Raw genomic sequence first — 17,752 nt, 5'->3', positions numbered from 1 at the left:
GACTTTCTTATTGTTGGCATCGAAAGCAAAGAGCCTCCTGTTAATTGTGCTGTTGTGTTCTTAGGATTCTCATTCAATCCCTCAACTTTATAATAAGAAATACCACCTGCTCTATCTGTATGAATTATATTTCCAAAAATAAAAGGCATATAATAATCAGTAACAGTTTTTCGTCCTTCGGCTGTTTTTCTTACTTCGGAATACATAGCGACAGTTCCTAAAAGTGACTTTGAGTAATCTACATTATAAGGAATTGCGGCATTTCTAAATTCGCTGTTGTTTCTTGAAAACTCGCATTCATCTTTTTTCTGAGGTAAATAGAAATGTATATTGTCTGCTGTTTTTTCTTTTTTTTGTTTATCAGAAATTTCTGTAGGAACAGAATTTTTTTTGGAATTAAAATCAGCGGTTGAATTAATGCCTTCTATTGATTTTTTATATTCCTGTAGAGTCTCCTTTGAGAAAGGAATATCAGATAAGCTGCCTTTCCAAATCCCATAGAACCAGTTGCCTTTACCTCCATATAAAATTTCATCATTCTGAATCTTTATTTCTTCGACTGCTGTATCCGTTACTCCATCCTGTGTTATTGTTTCACTATATGAATAAATAATTTTTTCACAGTTTATATTCGCTGTTGAATAATCTCGTCCAGAATTCCAATTTACCTTAGGAAGTGTGTATGTTACTTCATCAAGATTAAACCCATTTTCGGCAACAAGCAGTGAATAAGAATTGCTGCTTATGTTATACAAATGTTCAATATTGAACTCTTGGAAAGTTTGAATTGATGAAAATTTTCCAAAAGTGAACTTTTTACACTCTGCCAAAAGCAGTCCGTCAAGGTTTAAATATTCCGCATACTTTTCTTCAAAAATGGTTTCAACTCTATTTGAAAACTCTGTTGGATTATCTTGTTTCAATTCAGGTTCTGCATTTAGGATTTCTGCTTCAATTTCAGAAATCCATTCAGAGCGTGCGGTTTCTTTTTCCTTAAAAACCTTCCATTCATTTTTAAGAATATAGTTCCCGTTTGAGATGGTATAAAATGGGTATTTTTCTTTATACACGATTTCTTTTTTGTATTCATCAAGAATTTTTTGAGCTTTGGTATAATCAGCATTTTCTTTAAGTATATAATAACTATAAACCAGTTCCTCTTTATATTTCGGTTCTTCGTTATTAATAGAGCTTCCATCTGGATTATTTATTTCTATTTTTGTATATACATCTTTCTTTTCATATAAATCAGAAATGAATTCCTCTTTTTGAGAATCTGTCAGAGGAATTTCCTTAAACAAAACATCAATATCAGAAGTTTTTATTCGTTTCGTTTCATCTTCTGTATCTTCTAATTTCCAATGATTGTCATGTACGTCAGAGTAAGCGACATCTATGTCATCTACTATCTTTTGGAATTCTTCATTGGAAAGATTCAAGGCACGGTATGAAAGGCCGTCAAGCGTTACGGTTATTATGCTTTCATAATTTCCATATTTATCTTTGTTAATACCGTATTGAATTGAAACGGAATTTTCTGTAACTGTTGTATTTATAACATCAGATGAAATTTCTAGCGGAACAAAATTTTCCTTATCGCCTCTGAATTTCAGTTTATTATCCACTAGGTCAATGAATAAATCTGATGAATTATAAGTTCCGGCATTCAAAACTTTGTTTGTAACAGTTCCTTCATTTCTTATATCACGCTCACCGTTGAATTCTTTTTCGGAATGGCATCCATAAAAAATATCACCCACACTGAAACTGGCTGTGATTCCATTTTGCTTGTAATTTAACAGGGCTGCTGTTTGAACTCCCTCTGGAATTGGATAAGTTTCAAGGAAGTCTGAAATAGTATATTCCTTGGTGAAGTCTCTAAAAAGATAAAGATTATCTGTAACGTCATGCTCAAATTGCATTGCGAAGTCAGAATAATACTTTATAATATCTGATGATTTGGAGGCATTTGTTTTTACACTTTCATAGTATTCTGTAAACTGAGATTCGGTGAACACAGAAGGAATCAGGCATTGATTCTCCATTAAGGTCGATATAATTGCCTTCTGTTCTTCGATGTTTGTTTTTTTCGTCCAGTCTGAATCATACTGTGCGTTCAGTAAATATTCATAAGAGTTATTGTCATTTGAATGAACTTCCTGAACGGTAATGCTAAAGAGCTTTAATAATACTGTTTGATTATCAAGATATTCCGACACAATAAAATTCTTATAGTCTTCTTTTGCTTTATTACCATTATTCGAATATGTCTTTTGAGCCGGTTTTAATTCTTCATATTTTTTCAAGTTTAAGAGAGGATGCTTTAATCCTTTCTTAAAGGTTTTTATATCTGAATATTCAATATTTATATCCCAATCAATATCTGTCTTTTCAGGTTCTTTCCCATTATCCGATATGAAGTAATAATCGCTTGCTTTAACAACATCCATAGTATTTCTAGATGTTTTAGTTATATTTGGAGCAGTTATATTAATTCGTAATGTCGTATCATCGCTTTCATCATCATTTTTATATGTTTTTGCTATGACTTGTTTGCCTTTATCAAAGTTTTCAGATACACCATACGCAGATTCCGTTATTGTAATAATTCCCTCATAAGGAGCTTCCCACATTCTGAAAGGAGTTTGAACAAAATATGTTTTTCTGTATTCCTCTGCTAATTCCGGTTTTACTTTCTGTGTAACTTCTGTTACCGCAATGCTTGAATATATATTACGTTGTTCAAATTCAAGATTTCCTAAATTCTTAAGATATGTAGATTTTCCAGTTTCTACGATATCAGGAAGACCATCCCTATCCATATCAATGAAAGAACACAAAGATTTAGAGGAAGATTTTTGCTTTACCTCTGAATAACCAACTCCAAGAGATAAGGAACCACTGCTAGAGCCTGCGCCACCATAAATATTCCATCCTACGGATGAGCTGGAATTTTTTTCATGCTCTAAGTCTTCTGACAATGTTCCTGACTTTATATTTATAGCTTGCTTTTCATCAAAGCCAGCTCCGTTATTTAGTGCAGCATATACAGTTTCTCCCTTCTGACTTATGGCATCAGGTCTTCCATCACCATTTATGTCTAACATCGAATCTTCTGTATAACTTTCCCCCGAACTGACAGAGCCGCTTCCACCTGCCGTTGCACGAACATCAATAACTCTTGTTCCATATCCAAGTCCAGCCGCACCATTGAAATTTGCTCCAATATTCGTAGAATTCCCAACTTGTAATGGCTGTCCGTTATTCCATTCTTTTGCTTCTGCAAAATAGATTATATTCCCATCATTGTTTTTTTCAGGAAGGCTATAATCAAATGTATATTCATAGGATTCGCCCGCGTTGTTGCCTGCGGAGATAGAGGAAAGCATTTTTTCTTTAGCAAGTCCCTCTGTATAATTAAAGTTATACCTGCGTATATGCCCGCCGTCCTTATAGTGGGTCGTGATGCTGGTCAGAAGCTTCCTGCATGATATGATTTCCCTTGACCTCGCGTCCATGCGCACATCCTTTCTGATTTCCGTTCCGTTATTATCGTAGTGGAACTGGACTTTGTAGTTTCCTTTCTTTCCGTTGAAACCTGTGTAATGAATAAAAGCAGGGTAGACATAACCGCTGTCTTTTTCATATTCATAAACAACCGAGTTTCCATTGGCATCCTCCGTCCTTGTAAGATTCCATGTGAAGGTTTCCGCTCCGCTTCCGACACAGGAATCTTTATTCTGTGCGTAAATTCGTTTTGTTCCGCTTTTATCCGTAACTTCCCAATGGTTGTCATCCATGTAACGCTTTATTCGGCTGAACGAGGTTTCTTTTAGCGGCCTGTAGGCTATCTCGTTTCCTTTGCGGGATTTTTCCTCAAGCAGTGTTCCGTCAAGCATATAGGTGTCGCGGGTGTCGTAGTCCGGGAGTCCGAGCCTTGTGTCTGTCGTAATGGAGCTTCCGTAGCCCACATCAAAGCCCCTGCCCATAATTCCGTTTCCGCCGCCGGACGAGTAGCTTGCTGAGATCCGCGGCTGCATTCCTTTGCGTCCTGCGGGAACTGCAAGCTCAAAGCTGAACGAGGCGTCTCCCATGTTGCCTGCCTCTGGCGGATTGAATTTTATCAGGTGTCCGTCCGGCCTTGCCGCCTCGAGGTTTTTGATTGAGTTCAGGTTCACGTCGGCGGGGCCCGCGCTTTCGGGAAGGGCGAGGGTCGCGTTTATCATGTCCGTGAAGTGGGTGGAAAGAGAGCGGACCTTGTGATTTTCTTTGTCTATTTCAAGACGTTCAAGTTTTATCCAGCTTTCCTTCCGCGTGTCGTAGAAGTATGTGTAAAGCCCGGAAAGAGCCTGCGGTTTCGCATTGAGTTCACCTCTGTAGGGCAGTGTTATTGTCACGTCCTTTTCAAACTTCGTTCCGGCGGGCAGGAACCTGTAGCCGCCTGAATATGGAGTCGCGTTGCAGAGGGATTCTCCTGTGTCCTCTACCTTATGAATGCGCGTTATGCTTATGGCTGTGTCCTCCTTTAGCGCGCCGGCGGGAATCTCTATGGAGGCGTCCCCAAGGACTACTGTTCCGCCTTTTTCCGCGGAGATAAGGACCTCGGACTTCTCCTCTTTTACAGAAATCCTTCCCTTAATATCTGCATTATTTATTGCAGTTTCAGCAAGCAATGATATCGGGCTTATGACAGAAATGTATGCAGCCGTCATTATTACGGCTGCAATTCTTTTAGTAAAACTTGCTTCAACTGTTTTTTTTGAACGCCTGCTCATGCTTTTCTCCTGCACATTATTTATTCTCAAAAGTAACCCTTACAGGCTTGCCAGGAAAATTCTCATTATCTGCAATTACAACAGCGAACCCCGACCTGCTGTCTTTAAATGCAATCTGTTCTGATACTGTAAATGACGTTATTTCATAGCCGTTGATTTTTAATAGAAAATTTTTAGTGCCGGCATCATAAGCGACAGCTATGGTATTTTTTATTCCGTGCCCCTTGTTTATGTAGTTTGAATTTTTCCATCCGTCATTAATATGACCGAAAACACCGTCGCAAACCTTGCCGACTGTGTAGTACCCGTTGGCGTTTATTAGGACTGCTAGCATGAATGGCCTGCCGCCGGTTTCCTGCTCGCAGAAGACAAGTCCGAACCCCGCTTCCGTCCGTCCGCTTTCCTTAACCGCTTCTACAACAATAGGATTAAAACTTTCACTTGTATTTGCATTTGGAACTGTCCAAAGAGTATAACCATTTGCTCCCAGATAACTTGTATCATTTGTTTCAAAAGTAAAAACTTTATTGTCTTCGTACTGTACAAACAGACTGCTTGTTTCCTGAACTGTCGTCTGCTCCGGTTTAACTATACTTTTTTCATCTTCTTCAAAAGGAGTGAGTTCACAGGATGCCAATACAGCTAAAGAAATAAGCCGAATAATTAGTTTTTCTGGTTTCATCATTTTCTCCTCTTATTAGTATTTAGTTATCTGATTTAAAGAAACGGTATATTCAATAACCGTGCAGAAACTGTTGCCTGATGATAATGAAGTCCGTTCCGGAAAAACCTTAAAATAAAAGTTTTTTGTCTCATAACTGGAGTTCTGAATCTGGTAGGCGACCTGATGTCTTGCACTCTGGCTTTCAAGTCCTGAAAGCTGTATCCTGAGGTTTGTCTCCGCTCCTAAAGTAGTGTTCGTAAGGTTATGCTGTCCTACTATTATGTCCGCCTGGCGCATTGGAGGAACTGTTACATAAAACCAGTCCTCGTCAAGAATTTCCTTATGGTCTGTTACAAAACCAACGCATGGCAGATTGCATATTCTGTCGTACTCTAAAAACGCTGCATCTTCCGGCACATCATTTGATTCGCAGTAATCTCTGATAGTCCCTGATGACCATCCGTAGCCATATTTCTTTCCCTCAAAGCATTTTGAGCCACGTGTTTTATCAAGCCTGTAAATATATTTTTCATTATCTATAAGGTTAGTATCTGTGTAGCTTGTTGATTTTCCTTCATAAACACATATCCAGTCCAATGAAATGGCGTCAAAGGATCTCATCAAATAGAAATTATCAGCAGCGTCATCTTCCTTCCATGAAAGATATACCGTGTGTTCTGTCGTAAGAGAATCAGTTGCCGGCACATCATCAAACGGGTCGTCCGCAGTCCTGAATAAAATTTCATTGAATGCATTGTTATAGCACGAGAAAAACCATAATGATGTAAATATCAAAAACATGGCTTTTTTAGTTCGACTCATCTTCGCTCCTTAAAAACATTGAATGACGCTCCAAGACACGGCTTTACAGAAACAAAACCGGCTCCCATCATGTGAAAGTCAAAGTCTATTTCTGCAAAAAGATGTACTTTGTCATTAATGTCAAACTCGTACCCTGCAATGGTTTCAAAAGAAAAGGCATTCTGGTATAAAAATGTTTCGTCCTCATACTTTGGCTTTATGCTCATAAGCTCAATGTTATATGCAAGACCGAACCCGCCGTATAAAGAATGCCTTTTATTAAAATGAACGTGCAGCAATACAGGAAGACTTATTGCTATGGTGTTGATTACAAGAGGGTAGGTGTTTTTTTTATTTATTCCGATATCCCATGAAAGATTCAATCTTGCAGAAAAATCTATAAGTTTACCGTTTGATACAATCACAGGCTGAGGTGGATAAAACTCAATACCTGTATTAACTCCCCCAATTCCTAAAATTTTGTCTCCCCAGTCACTATCAACAGGACTCCAGTAAAAAAGAGAAGCCGGTATCCTTAATTCCATTGGACGCGTTTTTTCCTGTTTAAGTTCATCCTTATTGATGCCTGTAATTTCCTCAATTCCAAAAAGAATATTCTGGCACAAAACAGAAATAAGCCTGTCGTAATGATCTATGCTGTCACCTGCAAAGAATCCTTTTGCAATTTTCTTTGCCTTTGCATCAAAGAGCTTTACCTCGCAAAGCCAGCTTGATTCATTTTTCTTTAGATATCCGTATATCAGATAATCAGAGTTTTCAGACACGCAGATTTTATGAGCGTCTATTATGGTAACCGGGATTCCGTATTTGCTTTCTGCAATGTGAGAAAAATTTATAAGGCCGCTAAACCAGTGCTTTTCAAGCTCATCGTGTATTGCCTTTGAAGGATTATAAGGAGCCGATGTTTTGTTTCCGTTGCCGTCATAAACTGCAAGGGGAGCGATTTTAATTTCTGATGCAGAGGCTATGAATATTGAAAACAGCAGGGCTGTAAAACAAACAGTTCTTTTATTCATCAAATCCCTCCTTTTCAGCAAGGATTGATTTTTCTATTTCAAGCAGCTCGGTGTCGGAAGCTCCGTTTTGTTTAAGTATTCTTATATCTTCCAAGATTTGTGCATAGGAGGAGCTGTCGGCACGGTTTTTATAGTAAAGGCTTTTCGCCTTGTAAAGACGGCATTCCATATCATCAGTAAAGGTCTGCGTAAGTTTTCTGAACTCATCATAAGAAGCTGTATAACTTTCTTTATTATATGAGGCAATAGCATTATTTTTTGCTTCTAGATACGATTTGTCTTTTCCTGCCGTATCGACTGTTTTCTTCTTCTGTTCTTCAAGAATTGCATCATAAGTCCTTCCCATTCCTACAGTCTTCGAAAACTGTGCATCGGATTTTTGATTTAAGGCTTGAACGGACTCATTAAGTTTTTGAAAGTTTACATCAGTATTTTCTATGCTGACTGCAAGACTTTTTTCAAAACAATCAGTTTTTAATTCAACAGTTTTCACAGCTTTATCAAGGTCAGAAATTTCTTTGCTCAATTTTTGAATTCTGTTTATTAATAATATGTGAGAAACTGAAAGCAGTGATGAGGACATAACTATTAAAAATATTGCACTGATTTTTTTATTCATCATTTTTTCTTTCCCTAATAATTATTTTCCGCAGATACTGCCAGTCTTTTCTCTCTTCAATTCCCAGTGCTTTGTCTATCATCTTAAGCGCGCCCGAAAAGTCTTTTCCGTCCAGAAGTTTTTCTGCCTGTTCCGCATAGTATGAGCCGTTTCCCATTTTAAAATACAGGACTGTTCCTGGCTTTATGGCGGCTTTTGTTTCCACGGTTTCATAGCCGTCCTTTCTTACGCAGATTGTGGTTTCTTTTTCACATGGATACATAAGCCTTCCGTAAATGTCAGTTTTTCCGATTTCTTTTCCGTCTATAAAGACTGAAGCATTCATAAGTTCGCTGCTGGCGTAGTCATAGACCATCACATACATTGAGTCTATTTTCTTTTCCGGCGTGCTTGCGCATGAGAGCAGGCATAAAGAAAATAAGGCTGTTAAAATTTTCAAAAAGATTTTGCGCCGTTTCATTTTTTTACCTCGTAATATTCTCCGCGGAGCTTTGCCCTATAGCCGTATCCAGTTTGAATGCAAAAATCTCCGACAGATTCTGTTTTTGCAAGGGAAATTTTATAAATGCTTCCCATGCCGTCATCCTTTGCAATCACAAAATCTTTTCCATTAAGTTTTGTCCGTCCTATGTATGTAAGCTTTTTGATCCCAGCTGGACTGTTTTGTTCATTTGACTTTGCCGCAGTTGTTCTGTTTTTTGCCGACTCAGTTTTTATTGTGGTTTTTGCAGACGGAGCTTTATAAAAAATTCTGTCAATTTCAGATAGGTCAATTTTTTTGTCGGTATATTCAGAAAGCAAAGCGTCGTTCTGCTTAAATTTTATTCCTGTATCAAAGCAGACTGTTGTCTGTATTCTGCTTCGGTTTTCGCTGTTTCGCAGAGCAAAGCTTTTTATGTCTATAAGATTTTCATCTCCTTCCTGAATTTCCCTTATGAAATTTAAAATGCCCTTGCTGCCGGAAAGGACAAAGAATTCTATCTCTGCGTTGCCGCTCTTTCCCTTAATTTGTATGTACTGCTCGTTGCAGGAATTTTTATGCATTATGTTGCGTATGTTTTTTATGTATTCGGAAAGTGTTATACCTTGCTTTTCTTCCGCCTGCGACTGCATCTTTAAAAGTTCCGTTTCATAAAATTCAATCTTTTTATCGAGTGAGGATTTTTCATCTGTTTCTTTCCATAGTCTTGAAAACTCTCCGTTATAGGAAACGATTTCAGCTCCGTTTTTTACGGTGGTTCTGTTCATCTTTACAGAAGTGAACGTGCGGCTTTTTTCAAAGTTTGCAAGAATGCTTACGGCGTCTTTTGCAGTGGCTTCAACTGTAAAAGCATTTTTTTGAATTGAAATATTTTCTATTGTCGCTGTTTTTTCTGCCATTGCGGAATAAATGCGCTCAATGCATGGATAGATTTTTTCATATTCAAGGTGCTTCTTTTCGTTGTATGTCTTTTTTAGCTGTGCAAGTTTTTCTTCTTTTTCTTTCTGGATTCTTTCCTCATCCTGTTTCTGTTTTTCCAGTTCTTTTTGGGCTTTTAAAGATTCTGTGTTTTTTAGAGCGGCATATCGAATTGCAAGAGTTAAAACTGCCAGAATAAAAATGCCGGGCAGGATTGCAAGGCAAAGTTTTTTAATGTTCAGTTCACGCTTTATTTCTTCCTTCAATAGATAAACATCATACTGCCACTTTATGTCCGTCTTTAATATAAGAAGTTTCTTTTCATTTACTTCAAAAGGGTAGAGACTTGCAAGCGTGCTTTTTGCCTCGGCAATTCTTTTTCGCCGGGTATGGGATTTTAAGTGAAGGGTGAACTTCGGGCAGTTTTGAGGCATAACCTGTGATGTCATAGCACGCCCCCTTTAAATAATATTTTCTTTTCAGCGAGGATATATTTTTCTATCTTTCTTTGGTTTTCTTTTTCTGGAACGGCGGCGAACACTGCGCAGGCTCTTGCTTTTTCCGTCTCAAAGTCAACTTTCCAGAATGCGGTTTTTGTTCCGAGCAATTCAAAGATAGGATGATTTTCTTCAAGTCCTAGAATTTCAGCAAGCTCTTTTTCTGTTGTATCTGGATTTAAATTGTCCTTTATAAGCTCCGTTTTCTTTTCCGCATTCTTTATACCGCAAAATTCAAGAACTGTTTTTATAAAAGTGCCGCTCATATTGAAAATGTTCAGAGGCGGAAATGTGTTTATAAGTGGAAATGTGTTTTTTTCTTCAAAGTCTTTTGAAGTTTGCTCAACAATGGCTTTGTCAGAAACTTTCGGATTAATCCAGCCGTACTCTGAAAAAATTTCTTCTCCGTTTGCTTTAATGCAGTCGCTTATCGCTTTGTTTTTTAGAATTTCTTTTGATATAAAATTCTTATTTATGCCTGTGGAAACATCAGAGACCGACAGTTTAAAATCACAGGCAGAGGAAAGTAAATATAAAATCTCATGTTCATCAGAATCAGATTGTGAATCTTTTAGCATCTGGATTTTTTCTTCCATGTCAAAAATTGCAGCGTCAATTTTCTTTCTCTCTTCTATCAGTTTTTTGTAAGAGTCCATCCATCTTTCGTTTGCGGTTGTAAGTAGGCAAAATGATAAAGCCAGAATGCAAAGAGAAAATACTGCTGCCATTGCAAGCGGAGTTGAAAAGCCGCTGTCATAGTTTTTCATCAGAAATCCTCTGTTTTATGAACTCTTGGCTTGCATAGTTTTTGCCATTGAACTTCCATTCTATTTTTATACCTTCCATTCTATGCCTTGCGTTATAGACAGAAGATATTGATACGGCTTCTATTCCCTTTTCCGCGCAGAAAATCAAAAGCATTCCTTTAATTGTTTCAAATTCTGTGTCAAAGTTTTTCCAATAGGGAATGTTAAAGTTTCTTATTTCTTTTCTCAAAAGCGCGTCTGTTTCAAGCATTGAGACGGCGTTTTTTGAGGCGGCTTCTGTCTTGGCAATGCTGCTCTTTGCATTGACGAGGCTTGCTGTAAGCACCACCGAAGCCATGAGAAAAATTGCAATGGAAACTAAAAGTTCAGTCAATTTCATTTGCGCTCTCAATAGTTCTTTCTGCCGCCGCCATTTGCCTTGAAGCCGACTTTTGGGCAATGGCAATGCCGGCTATTATGCCGGAGAGGGCAAATAAAAATGCCGCTGTCGCAACAATTTCACGAAGCATTCTTTTTTACTCCCAGCTTTTTATGTCTGTGTCCTTGCCTTCACCGCCTTCAATTCCGTCTGCTCCAAAGCTTCTTATTCCGTAAGGCGAGCCGTCTGGAGCAGGGCAGGTGTATTCATACTCATAGCCCCAGGGGTCTTTTGGCGCGTTCTTGTAAATATACGGTCCTCCCCAGCTGTCGGAGCTTGGCGATGTTTCAGGCTTTTTTCTTAAAGCGGCAAGCCCCTGTTCTGCCGTTGGATAGTTTCCGCAGTCTATGTAGTAGGCTTCAAGGGCTGTAGCAAGGCTTTCTATCTGCGTTTTAGCCGCGGCAATGCGGGATTTTTCAAGGCTGTTTATTGCGACAAAGCCTACGGTTGCTGAAAGAATCAGTATTATTGCTATGACTATCAGAGTTTCCATAAAAGTCCAGCCGTCTTCATTTTTTACGGCTTCAAAAATTTTCTTTTTTAAGTTTTTCATAATGCCCCCAGAAGATTGAATACAGGAATTACAAACTGGGCGATAACTGCAATAATTACCGCTCCTGTTATCAAAATAAAAACAGGTTCTGCAGCCTGTGTAATGCTTGTTAACAGGCTCTCGCTTTCATTTTGGTAATAATTAAAAATCTGGCTGAATGCCTCTGCCGCTTCTCCATTTTCTTCTGCTATTTTTATCCATGCTGTAAGATATTCCGGGAAGATTTTTTCATCTTCAAAAGCTTTGCCGACACCTTTTCCGCAGGCTATGCTTTTACAGACGGATTCAACAGCTTTTTGAACACGGATATTGCTCAATACGTTTTTTGCATAAGCAAGGCTCTTAAGCAAAGGAAAATGCGTTTGAGTGAGAAGCTTCATTGCAAAAGAAAAGTCGTGCATCTGCATTGTCATTGCAAAATCTTTTATGAGCGGAATCCTTAGAATAATGCTGTCGATTGCAAGAGCCGCTTTTGCATTTAATCTGCGCGTCGCAAGGCAGACTGCCAGAATTGCCATGAAGCCAAATAAAATTATCATGGATACAAAAGAGCCTGACTTGAGTTTACTTATCTGCGTTTCGATGTTTTCAGAGGAATTTGTAAAAGCCTCGAATATTCCTTCAAGCCTTGGCAGGACAAAAATAGTCAGAATAAAAACAACAGCAATCGCCGTCGCAAGAACAAGCGCAGGATAAAGAAGTGCTTGGATTATCTTCCGCTTCATACTTCTTTTGCCGTTCAAATATGCGGCAAGATGTCCGAACACCTGCGGGAGCGTGCCGCTTTCTTCTCCAATTGAAACAAGGGAAACATAAAGCGGAGGAAACAGCTTTTCATCCGAAAGTGCATTGGAAAACTTTTTACCCTCGTTTACTTTTTTTAGGATTCTAGCAGTGAATTTCTTCTCGGCTTTTCCTGTAAGAACTTCTTTGCATACTGCGAGCGCGCTTTGCAATGGCAAAAAAGATGAAAGAAGAGAATGCATGGTCTGTGTAAAAAGAAGAACGTCCGCTTTCATAAAAGTCCTTCCCGTATCATTTCTTCTTTTGTTGAGATTCCGCTTTTTATTTTTAGAGCCGCATCTTCTTTTAATGTTTTAAATCCCTGCTTTATAAGATATTTTTTAAGTTCAGTTTCTGGCTTGTTTTTTTCTATCATTGCACGGAAGTTATCATCCAAGAAAAACACTTCGCTTATGGCAGTTCTTCCTCTATAGCCTGTAAAGCCGCATTCTTCACATCCTTTGCCTTTGCATGGAACGCAAGTTTTTCTAACAAGACGCTGGGCAATTACTGTCTTTAAAGTTCCTGCGATAAGGTATGGCTCTATTCCAAGGTTGCGCAATCTTGATACTGCGGAAATGCTGTCGTTTGTGTGCAGTGTTGAAAGGATAAGATGGCCTGTAAGGGAAGCGCGAACTGCAAGCTGTGCTGTCTCCTTGTCGCGGATTTCTCCCACCATGATTACATCCGGGTCATGGCGCAATATGCGGCGAAGCACGCTTTCGAAGGTAAGACCGATTTCGTCGTTCACCTGTATCTGCTCAATGCCGCTTATGACTTTTTCAACAGGATCTTCTATTGCCACAATCTTTAAATGCTCATCATCCATTTCTTTAAGAAGTGCATGAAGGCTTGTTGTCTTTCCGCTTCCTGTAGGTCCTGTTGCAAGAATCATTCCGTGCGGACTTTTTAAAACAGTTTTTATCTTGCTAAGGTTTTCCTTTGAAAATCCAAGAGCTTCAAGAGATAAATTTTCGTTTTGATTGTTGAAAAGCCGGAGGACTATGTTTTGTCCTGCGACTGACGGAACTATGGAAACACGGAAGTCAAGATTTTTTCCTCCTGTCTGAACGCTCATTCTTCCATCCTGACAGAGCCTGTTTTCCATAACATTAAGTCCCGACATGATTTTTATACGGCTTGTAAGAGTGTCAAAAATGCCTTTGTCAAACGCACGGACTGTCTGGAGTACTCCGTCAATTCTTAAACGAATGTTTACAGAATCCTTTGTGCCCTGTATGTGGATGTCGCTTGCGCTCCGCCTTATTGCTTCAAGGCATATTGCGTTTATTATGTTTACTGCCGGGGCTTCTCCGCTTATGTCTTCAAGACGGTACTCGCTGTCCAGTTCTTTTGTGCAGGAAAAGTCTTCTGCCGTGTTGTCTACAAAATTGCCAATAAATTCGGCAAAGTCCGAATCATTTACAATTATATGCCTTATCTGCTTTGGCTCATGTACTTGGGTAAGGAGCTTTATTGTATCCAGCTTGCTTTTTGCGACTGCCACGGTAACTTCATTTTCAGACTCGCGTATTTTTACACATCGTGAATTTTTTATGAACTGGCAGGTGTACTGGCATTCAATGTTTTTGTACTGAGAAAATTCTATTATGTTAAAACCGGGTTCATTGGATTTTGCTGTTTTGAGACTTTTCATACCGCAGCCTCGCCGTATTTTTTCTTGAGCCGCTCAAGGTTTGCTTCTTCGCTGATAGCTTGGACATCTTGCTTTTCAACAAAAGGAACAAGATATATTACAAATTCTGTTTCAACCATCGACACGACTTTCTTCTTAAAAAGCCAGCCTAAAAGCGGTATGTTTCCAAAGCCTGGCACACGTTTTTCTGATACTTCTTCTTCCTGCTGGAAAAGTCCGCCTATGACTACAGGCTCGCCGCTTTTAGTCCTTACATTAGTGCTTACTTTTTTTTCAGACGTTGATGGAGGCGGCGTAGTGTCTGTTCCATTGCTGTTGGCGGATGATGATTCTGTGTTTCCCTGCTTTGAAACCTGCGCGTCAACTTTTACTGTCACCATTCCGTCGCCACTTGCCCAGCCATTTATAGAAAGTGTGAGTCCGCTTGATATTTCCCTTGTGGTGCTTGTGTACAGCTCTCCTTTTGTGTCTACGATTATGTCGCGGTAGCGTGTTGTGTTGGTGTTTGAAAAGCTCAAGGATTCTCCGCTTATGCCGTTTAGTGTTGTGTCCGCAAGCACGCGCGACTTTCCCTCCGAAAGCTCTGCGTTCAGGCTTCCGGCGAACTGGACTCCGAACTTTGAGATTATGTCAAAGTTTATGTTGAATATGTTTGATACTGCCCCGCTCCAGGAATAGCCCGAACCCTCACTTGTGTTGCCGATGTTTAATGACGCGCCCCAGTTCAAGCCGCTTGTCTTCTGCCTTTGAACCACAAGCAGCTGGTATTTTATCTGTTGCTTTGGAAGGTCAATCTCCTCAAGGCTTTTTGAAAAATCCTCAAATTGTTTTTCTGTTCCGCTAAAGAAAACTAAAGTCGGCTCGTTTGTTTCTGTTATGCTTTCTTTGCTTATAGGCGTTGGAAGCGATTTTATAAGCTCGTCGCTCTTTATGTACTTTAGCCTTACAGCTCTGCTCTGTTTTTTACTGTCAAGCATTGCTATGAATTCAGAAAGCTTTGCTTCGCTTTCCTGTGTTACCTGTGTCGCAAAGCCGTTGTCAGAAGGAAGCATGATTATGTCAGATAAAAGAAGAGCCTTTGGAATTAGAGAAGCTGCATCCTTGGCATTTGTGTTTTCAAAATAAAAGCTTTTATAGTTTCTGTCGTTAAGTGGAACATCAACTTTGCGTATGAATTCTTCTATGGGATTTATTTCCGAAGGGCTTCCTGTGAGGATAAGCGAGTTGGAGCTTTTGTCCTGCTTTATGAATCCCTGCGCGTTCAGCTCGTTTGGAAGAATTGAAGCAAGCGTTTCTATGCCTATGTTTTTTACTTTGATTATTCTTGTTTCCTTGAATTTTTTTATGACATCTTTTTTTTGAATTTCATAAATGTAATATATACCGCCATCCGCAGAAAAATCGCAGTTGCACTGGCTCAGAATTAATGAAAGAAGCTCGTCAAAACTTTTGTCTGTGTATGCCATGTTTTCAAGTGCTATGCTGGGCTTTGAAAGCAGGGAATACTCCTTTCCGCCTTTTTTGAACAGTGTCTCTATTACGTTTGCGAATGATGCTTTCTGGATATTGCAGGAGAATTTTCCGCCTGCTTCCGACATTGTAAAAATATCGATGTTCCGCTTGTTCAGATTCCCTGCGCTTTTTGTAATGTAAAAACCATCTGCGATTCTCTCAAGGGCGAATCCCGGAAGCCTTACAATCGCAAGGTTCAGCACGTCTTCAAGGCTTGCCTCTGCAATTCGGATTGTTACCGTTGCGTTCGGAAGATTGTCAAATAAAATTGTCCTGTTTGTGTAGCGGGAAATCATATTGATGAACGGCTCAATCTGGACATTCTCTGTGTTTACAGAGAGTTTTCCGTTAGCGTTTGAATTGATTTTTACTTTAGTAACAGAATAAACCCCGCCATTCTTTTCCACATAAAGTTGGCAGTGCCTTGCGAATCTGTCCAGCGCGCTTTCAAAGTCCTTGTCTTCAAATCGGAACGTTGCGTTTCCAGAAACTGTCTCATCTATTATGACTGACTTTCCGCATACATCTGCAACCGCATAAATGATGTCGGAAATTTTCTGGTTTCTAAAGTCCATGTATATGGAAGAGTCTGCTTCCTGCGCGCAAAGCGGAATCTGAATAAGAAGAAAGAAAATGCAATGGAGATGTTTTACAGGAAGTCTTTTCATGCGGCTTCTCTGAAAATCAGTTCTGACAATAGGTATCCGGCCGCTGTGAAAGGCACAAACGGAATTTTGCTTGTTTTTTTATTAAAAAGGCGTAGTGCCATAAAAAAAATAATTCCGGCGAGGCTCGCAAGAATAAAAGTGCATAGTGTCTTAAAAAATCCTGAGCAGTAGCCTATAACCGCTGCAAGTTTTATGTCTCCTATGCCCATGCCTTTTGTGGCTTCCGCGGCTATAAGGAACACTGTGAAAAAGAAGGCAGAGCAGGCTATGTTGATTAAAAGTTTTGATGGAGCTGTGAAAATATCTGTTATAACCAGCAGCAAAAAGAATCCGAGTGTGCTTGAATTTGGAATCCGCCCTTCGAGCAGATCGAAAAATGAGATGATGGCTAGATATAAAAGGCATGTTGGTCTTGTGTCCATTTGCGGGCGTTGCTCCTTTATATCTAAGAAATATAGAAAAAAAAAAAATGCACTTGTCAAGTGCTTTTTAAATAATTTTTTGTTTTTTTTAATATTTTTGCAGTTTGATGCCTTGGAATGAGCGGCGGCCTCTTGCGCCGATGCACAGGCTTATCTATTTCTTTGCTGGAAAGGGATAAGTCCTGTTCCGCTTTCCTATGTTTTCTATGGCTCATAGAGATGTTGTGGAATATATTAAATAAAGTTAGAATAAAAACAAAATTAAGTTAAAAATAAAATGAAATTAAGTTGAAATCAAAACGAAATCAACTTAAAAATAAAATGAAATTAAGTTAAAATAAAAACAAAATCAACTTAAAAACAAAATGAAATCAAGTTAATTTCAAAGTGAAATTAACTTGATTTTAAAAACTGTATAGTATTGTATGCGGCTATTATGAATATTGCGAAGAAACATGGAGATACTATGATTGGATAAAAGCCAGCAGCTGCCTATAAAAATCTTGTAAAATCTTGAATGCAAAATGCCGAAAATGTAAGCAAGGTGGAATCATGGCGGTAAACGGAATTTCTGGAACTGGAATAACAGGCACTTTGTCTAATGGAAGCAATGCAATTGACTCTGCTGTTCTTCAGAATGAGGCCAAAAAATTCTCTTCGCTCGTAAAGGAAATGCAGAATAAAACTGCATTGGGAATTTCTGAGGGAGCATCTTTGTCAGGAGTTTCTTCAAGCCAGATTGCCAAAAATCATCGTCTGAATGGGGATTATACTCAGGGATTCTACGGAGCATTCACTTCGGATTCTGATAAGTCCGCCCGTCCGCAGGGATTCGCCGCAAACTCAAAAACTTCAAGCGGAAAAACTCCCGTAATTGACAAGACTTCCGAACTTTATGCGCAGTCCATGGAAATGGAAAATTACATGGTCAAAATGATGCTTTCGTCAATGCGCAATACAATTCAAAAAACAAATCTTGCCGGCAAAGACAACGAGTACGCTAGGAAAATGTACGACGACATGATGTATGACAATATGGCGGAATCGATTACAAAAAACGCTTCTTTGGGACTTGCTGACCAGATTTACATTGAGCTTTCAGGCCAAAGATAATTTTACTTTCTGTATAACTCTTTTATAAATTTTTCTCTAAACAAAAATCTTTATATTCCGAAAATCA

16 protein-coding genes are annotated in these 17,752 nt (G+C 39.0%); 1 reads left to right on the top strand and 15 read right to left on the bottom strand.

The features are described 5' to 3' along the window. The 15 genes from B3209_RS08910 to B3209_RS08840 all read right to left on the bottom strand — a co-directional run. A partial coding sequence (locus tag B3209_RS08910) for a SpvB/TcaC N-terminal domain-containing protein (protein ID WP_296690493.1) occupies nucleotides 1–4,775 on the bottom strand: 4,775 nt, incomplete at its 3' end. 16 nt (nucleotides 4,776–4,791) lie between these two features. Continuing rightward, nucleotides 4,792–5,460 carry a hypothetical protein gene (locus B3209_RS08905; protein ID WP_296663114.1) on the bottom strand — a complete coding sequence of 223 codons (669 nt, stop codon included), beginning with the start codon at nucleotides 5,458–5,460 and terminating at the stop codon, nucleotides 4,792–4,794. Between the two features lie 12 nt (nucleotides 5,461–5,472). Continuing rightward, nucleotides 5,473–6,261, bottom strand: a complete 789-nt coding sequence (locus B3209_RS08900; RefSeq protein WP_296028298.1) for a hypothetical protein — start codon at nucleotides 6,259–6,261, stop codon at nucleotides 5,473–5,475. Further along, complete coding sequence (locus B3209_RS08895; RefSeq protein ID WP_296663111.1) at nucleotides 6,258–7,277, bottom strand: hypothetical protein; 1,020 nt, start codon at nucleotides 7,275–7,277, stop codon at nucleotides 6,258–6,260. The genes B3209_RS08900 and B3209_RS08895 overlap by 4 nt, the downstream gene beginning before the upstream one ends. Beyond that, nucleotides 7,270–7,803: a hypothetical protein gene (locus B3209_RS08890; RefSeq protein ID WP_296690490.1), complete on the bottom strand. Its 534-nt coding sequence runs from the start codon at nucleotides 7,801–7,803 to the stop codon at nucleotides 7,270–7,272. The genes B3209_RS08895 and B3209_RS08890 overlap by 8 nt, the downstream gene beginning before the upstream one ends. 85 nt (nucleotides 7,804–7,888) lie before the next feature. After that, nucleotides 7,889–8,356 carry a PEGA domain-containing protein gene (locus B3209_RS08885; protein ID WP_296663106.1) on the bottom strand — a complete coding sequence of 156 codons (468 nt, stop codon included), beginning with the start codon at nucleotides 8,354–8,356 and terminating at the stop codon, nucleotides 7,889–7,891. Next, nucleotides 8,353–9,744: a hypothetical protein gene (locus tag B3209_RS08880; protein ID WP_296663105.1), complete on the bottom strand. Its 1,392-nt coding sequence runs from the start codon at nucleotides 9,742–9,744 to the stop codon at nucleotides 8,353–8,355. Before B3209_RS08880 ends, B3209_RS08885 begins: the two co-directional genes overlap by 4 nt. Then, nucleotides 9,741–10,559 carry a hypothetical protein gene (locus tag B3209_RS08875; RefSeq protein WP_296663102.1) on the bottom strand — a complete coding sequence of 273 codons (819 nt, stop codon included), beginning with the start codon at nucleotides 10,557–10,559 and terminating at the stop codon, nucleotides 9,741–9,743. The genes B3209_RS08880 and B3209_RS08875 overlap by 4 nt, the downstream gene beginning before the upstream one ends. Next, nucleotides 10,546–10,938 carry a hypothetical protein gene (locus tag B3209_RS08870; RefSeq protein ID WP_296663099.1) on the bottom strand — a complete coding sequence of 131 codons (393 nt, stop codon included), beginning with the start codon at nucleotides 10,936–10,938 and terminating at the stop codon, nucleotides 10,546–10,548. The genes B3209_RS08875 and B3209_RS08870 overlap by 14 nt, the downstream gene beginning before the upstream one ends. Then, nucleotides 10,925–11,068, bottom strand: coding sequence for a hypothetical protein (locus tag B3209_RS08865; protein WP_296663096.1), 144 nt, complete (start codon nucleotides 11,066–11,068; stop codon nucleotides 10,925–10,927). The genes B3209_RS08870 and B3209_RS08865 overlap by 14 nt, the downstream gene beginning before the upstream one ends. A gap of 6 nt (nucleotides 11,069–11,074) precedes the next feature. Further along, on the bottom strand, nucleotides 11,075–11,530 hold the full coding sequence (gspG, locus tag B3209_RS08860; protein WP_296663094.1) for a type II secretion system major pseudopilin GspG: 456 nt from the start codon (nucleotides 11,528–11,530) through the stop codon (nucleotides 11,075–11,077). After that, entirely contained in the window at nucleotides 11,527–12,549 is a 1,023-nt protein-coding gene (locus B3209_RS08855) for a type II secretion system F family protein (protein ID WP_296663091.1), read from the bottom strand. Before B3209_RS08855 ends, gspG begins: the two co-directional genes overlap by 4 nt. Next, nucleotides 12,546–13,970, bottom strand: coding sequence for a GspE/PulE family protein (locus B3209_RS08850; RefSeq protein WP_296663088.1), 1,425 nt, complete (start codon nucleotides 13,968–13,970; stop codon nucleotides 12,546–12,548). Before B3209_RS08850 ends, B3209_RS08855 begins: the two co-directional genes overlap by 4 nt. Further along, the gene (locus B3209_RS08845) at nucleotides 13,967–16,150 is read right to left on the bottom strand and encodes a secretin N-terminal domain-containing protein (protein WP_296663086.1); all 2,184 of its coding nucleotides are present in this window, start codon (nucleotides 16,148–16,150) and stop codon (nucleotides 13,967–13,969) included. The genes B3209_RS08850 and B3209_RS08845 overlap by 4 nt, the downstream gene beginning before the upstream one ends. Next, nucleotides 16,147–16,572 carry a prepilin peptidase gene (locus tag B3209_RS08840; protein ID WP_296690488.1) on the bottom strand — a complete coding sequence of 142 codons (426 nt, stop codon included), beginning with the start codon at nucleotides 16,570–16,572 and terminating at the stop codon, nucleotides 16,147–16,149. The genes B3209_RS08845 and B3209_RS08840 overlap by 4 nt, the downstream gene beginning before the upstream one ends. A 552-nt stretch (nucleotides 16,573–17,124) precedes the next feature. On the opposite strand from B3209_RS08840, the gene B3209_RS08835 reads away from it, so the two are divergent. Continuing rightward, nucleotides 17,125–17,685, top strand: a complete 561-nt coding sequence (locus tag B3209_RS08835) for a rod-binding protein (RefSeq protein WP_296663081.1) — start codon at nucleotides 17,125–17,127, stop codon at nucleotides 17,683–17,685. The last annotated feature ends 67 nt before the right edge of the window (nucleotides 17,686–17,752 follow it).

Origin of the sequence: Treponema sp. UBA6852, assembly GCA_002449305.1 — a bacterium.
Lineage (GTDB): Bacteria > Spirochaetota > Spirochaetia > Treponematales > Treponemataceae > Treponema_D.
The sequence above is the reverse complement of the archived record's forward strand: the minus strand, read 5'-3'. Positions and strand labels throughout refer to the sequence as shown.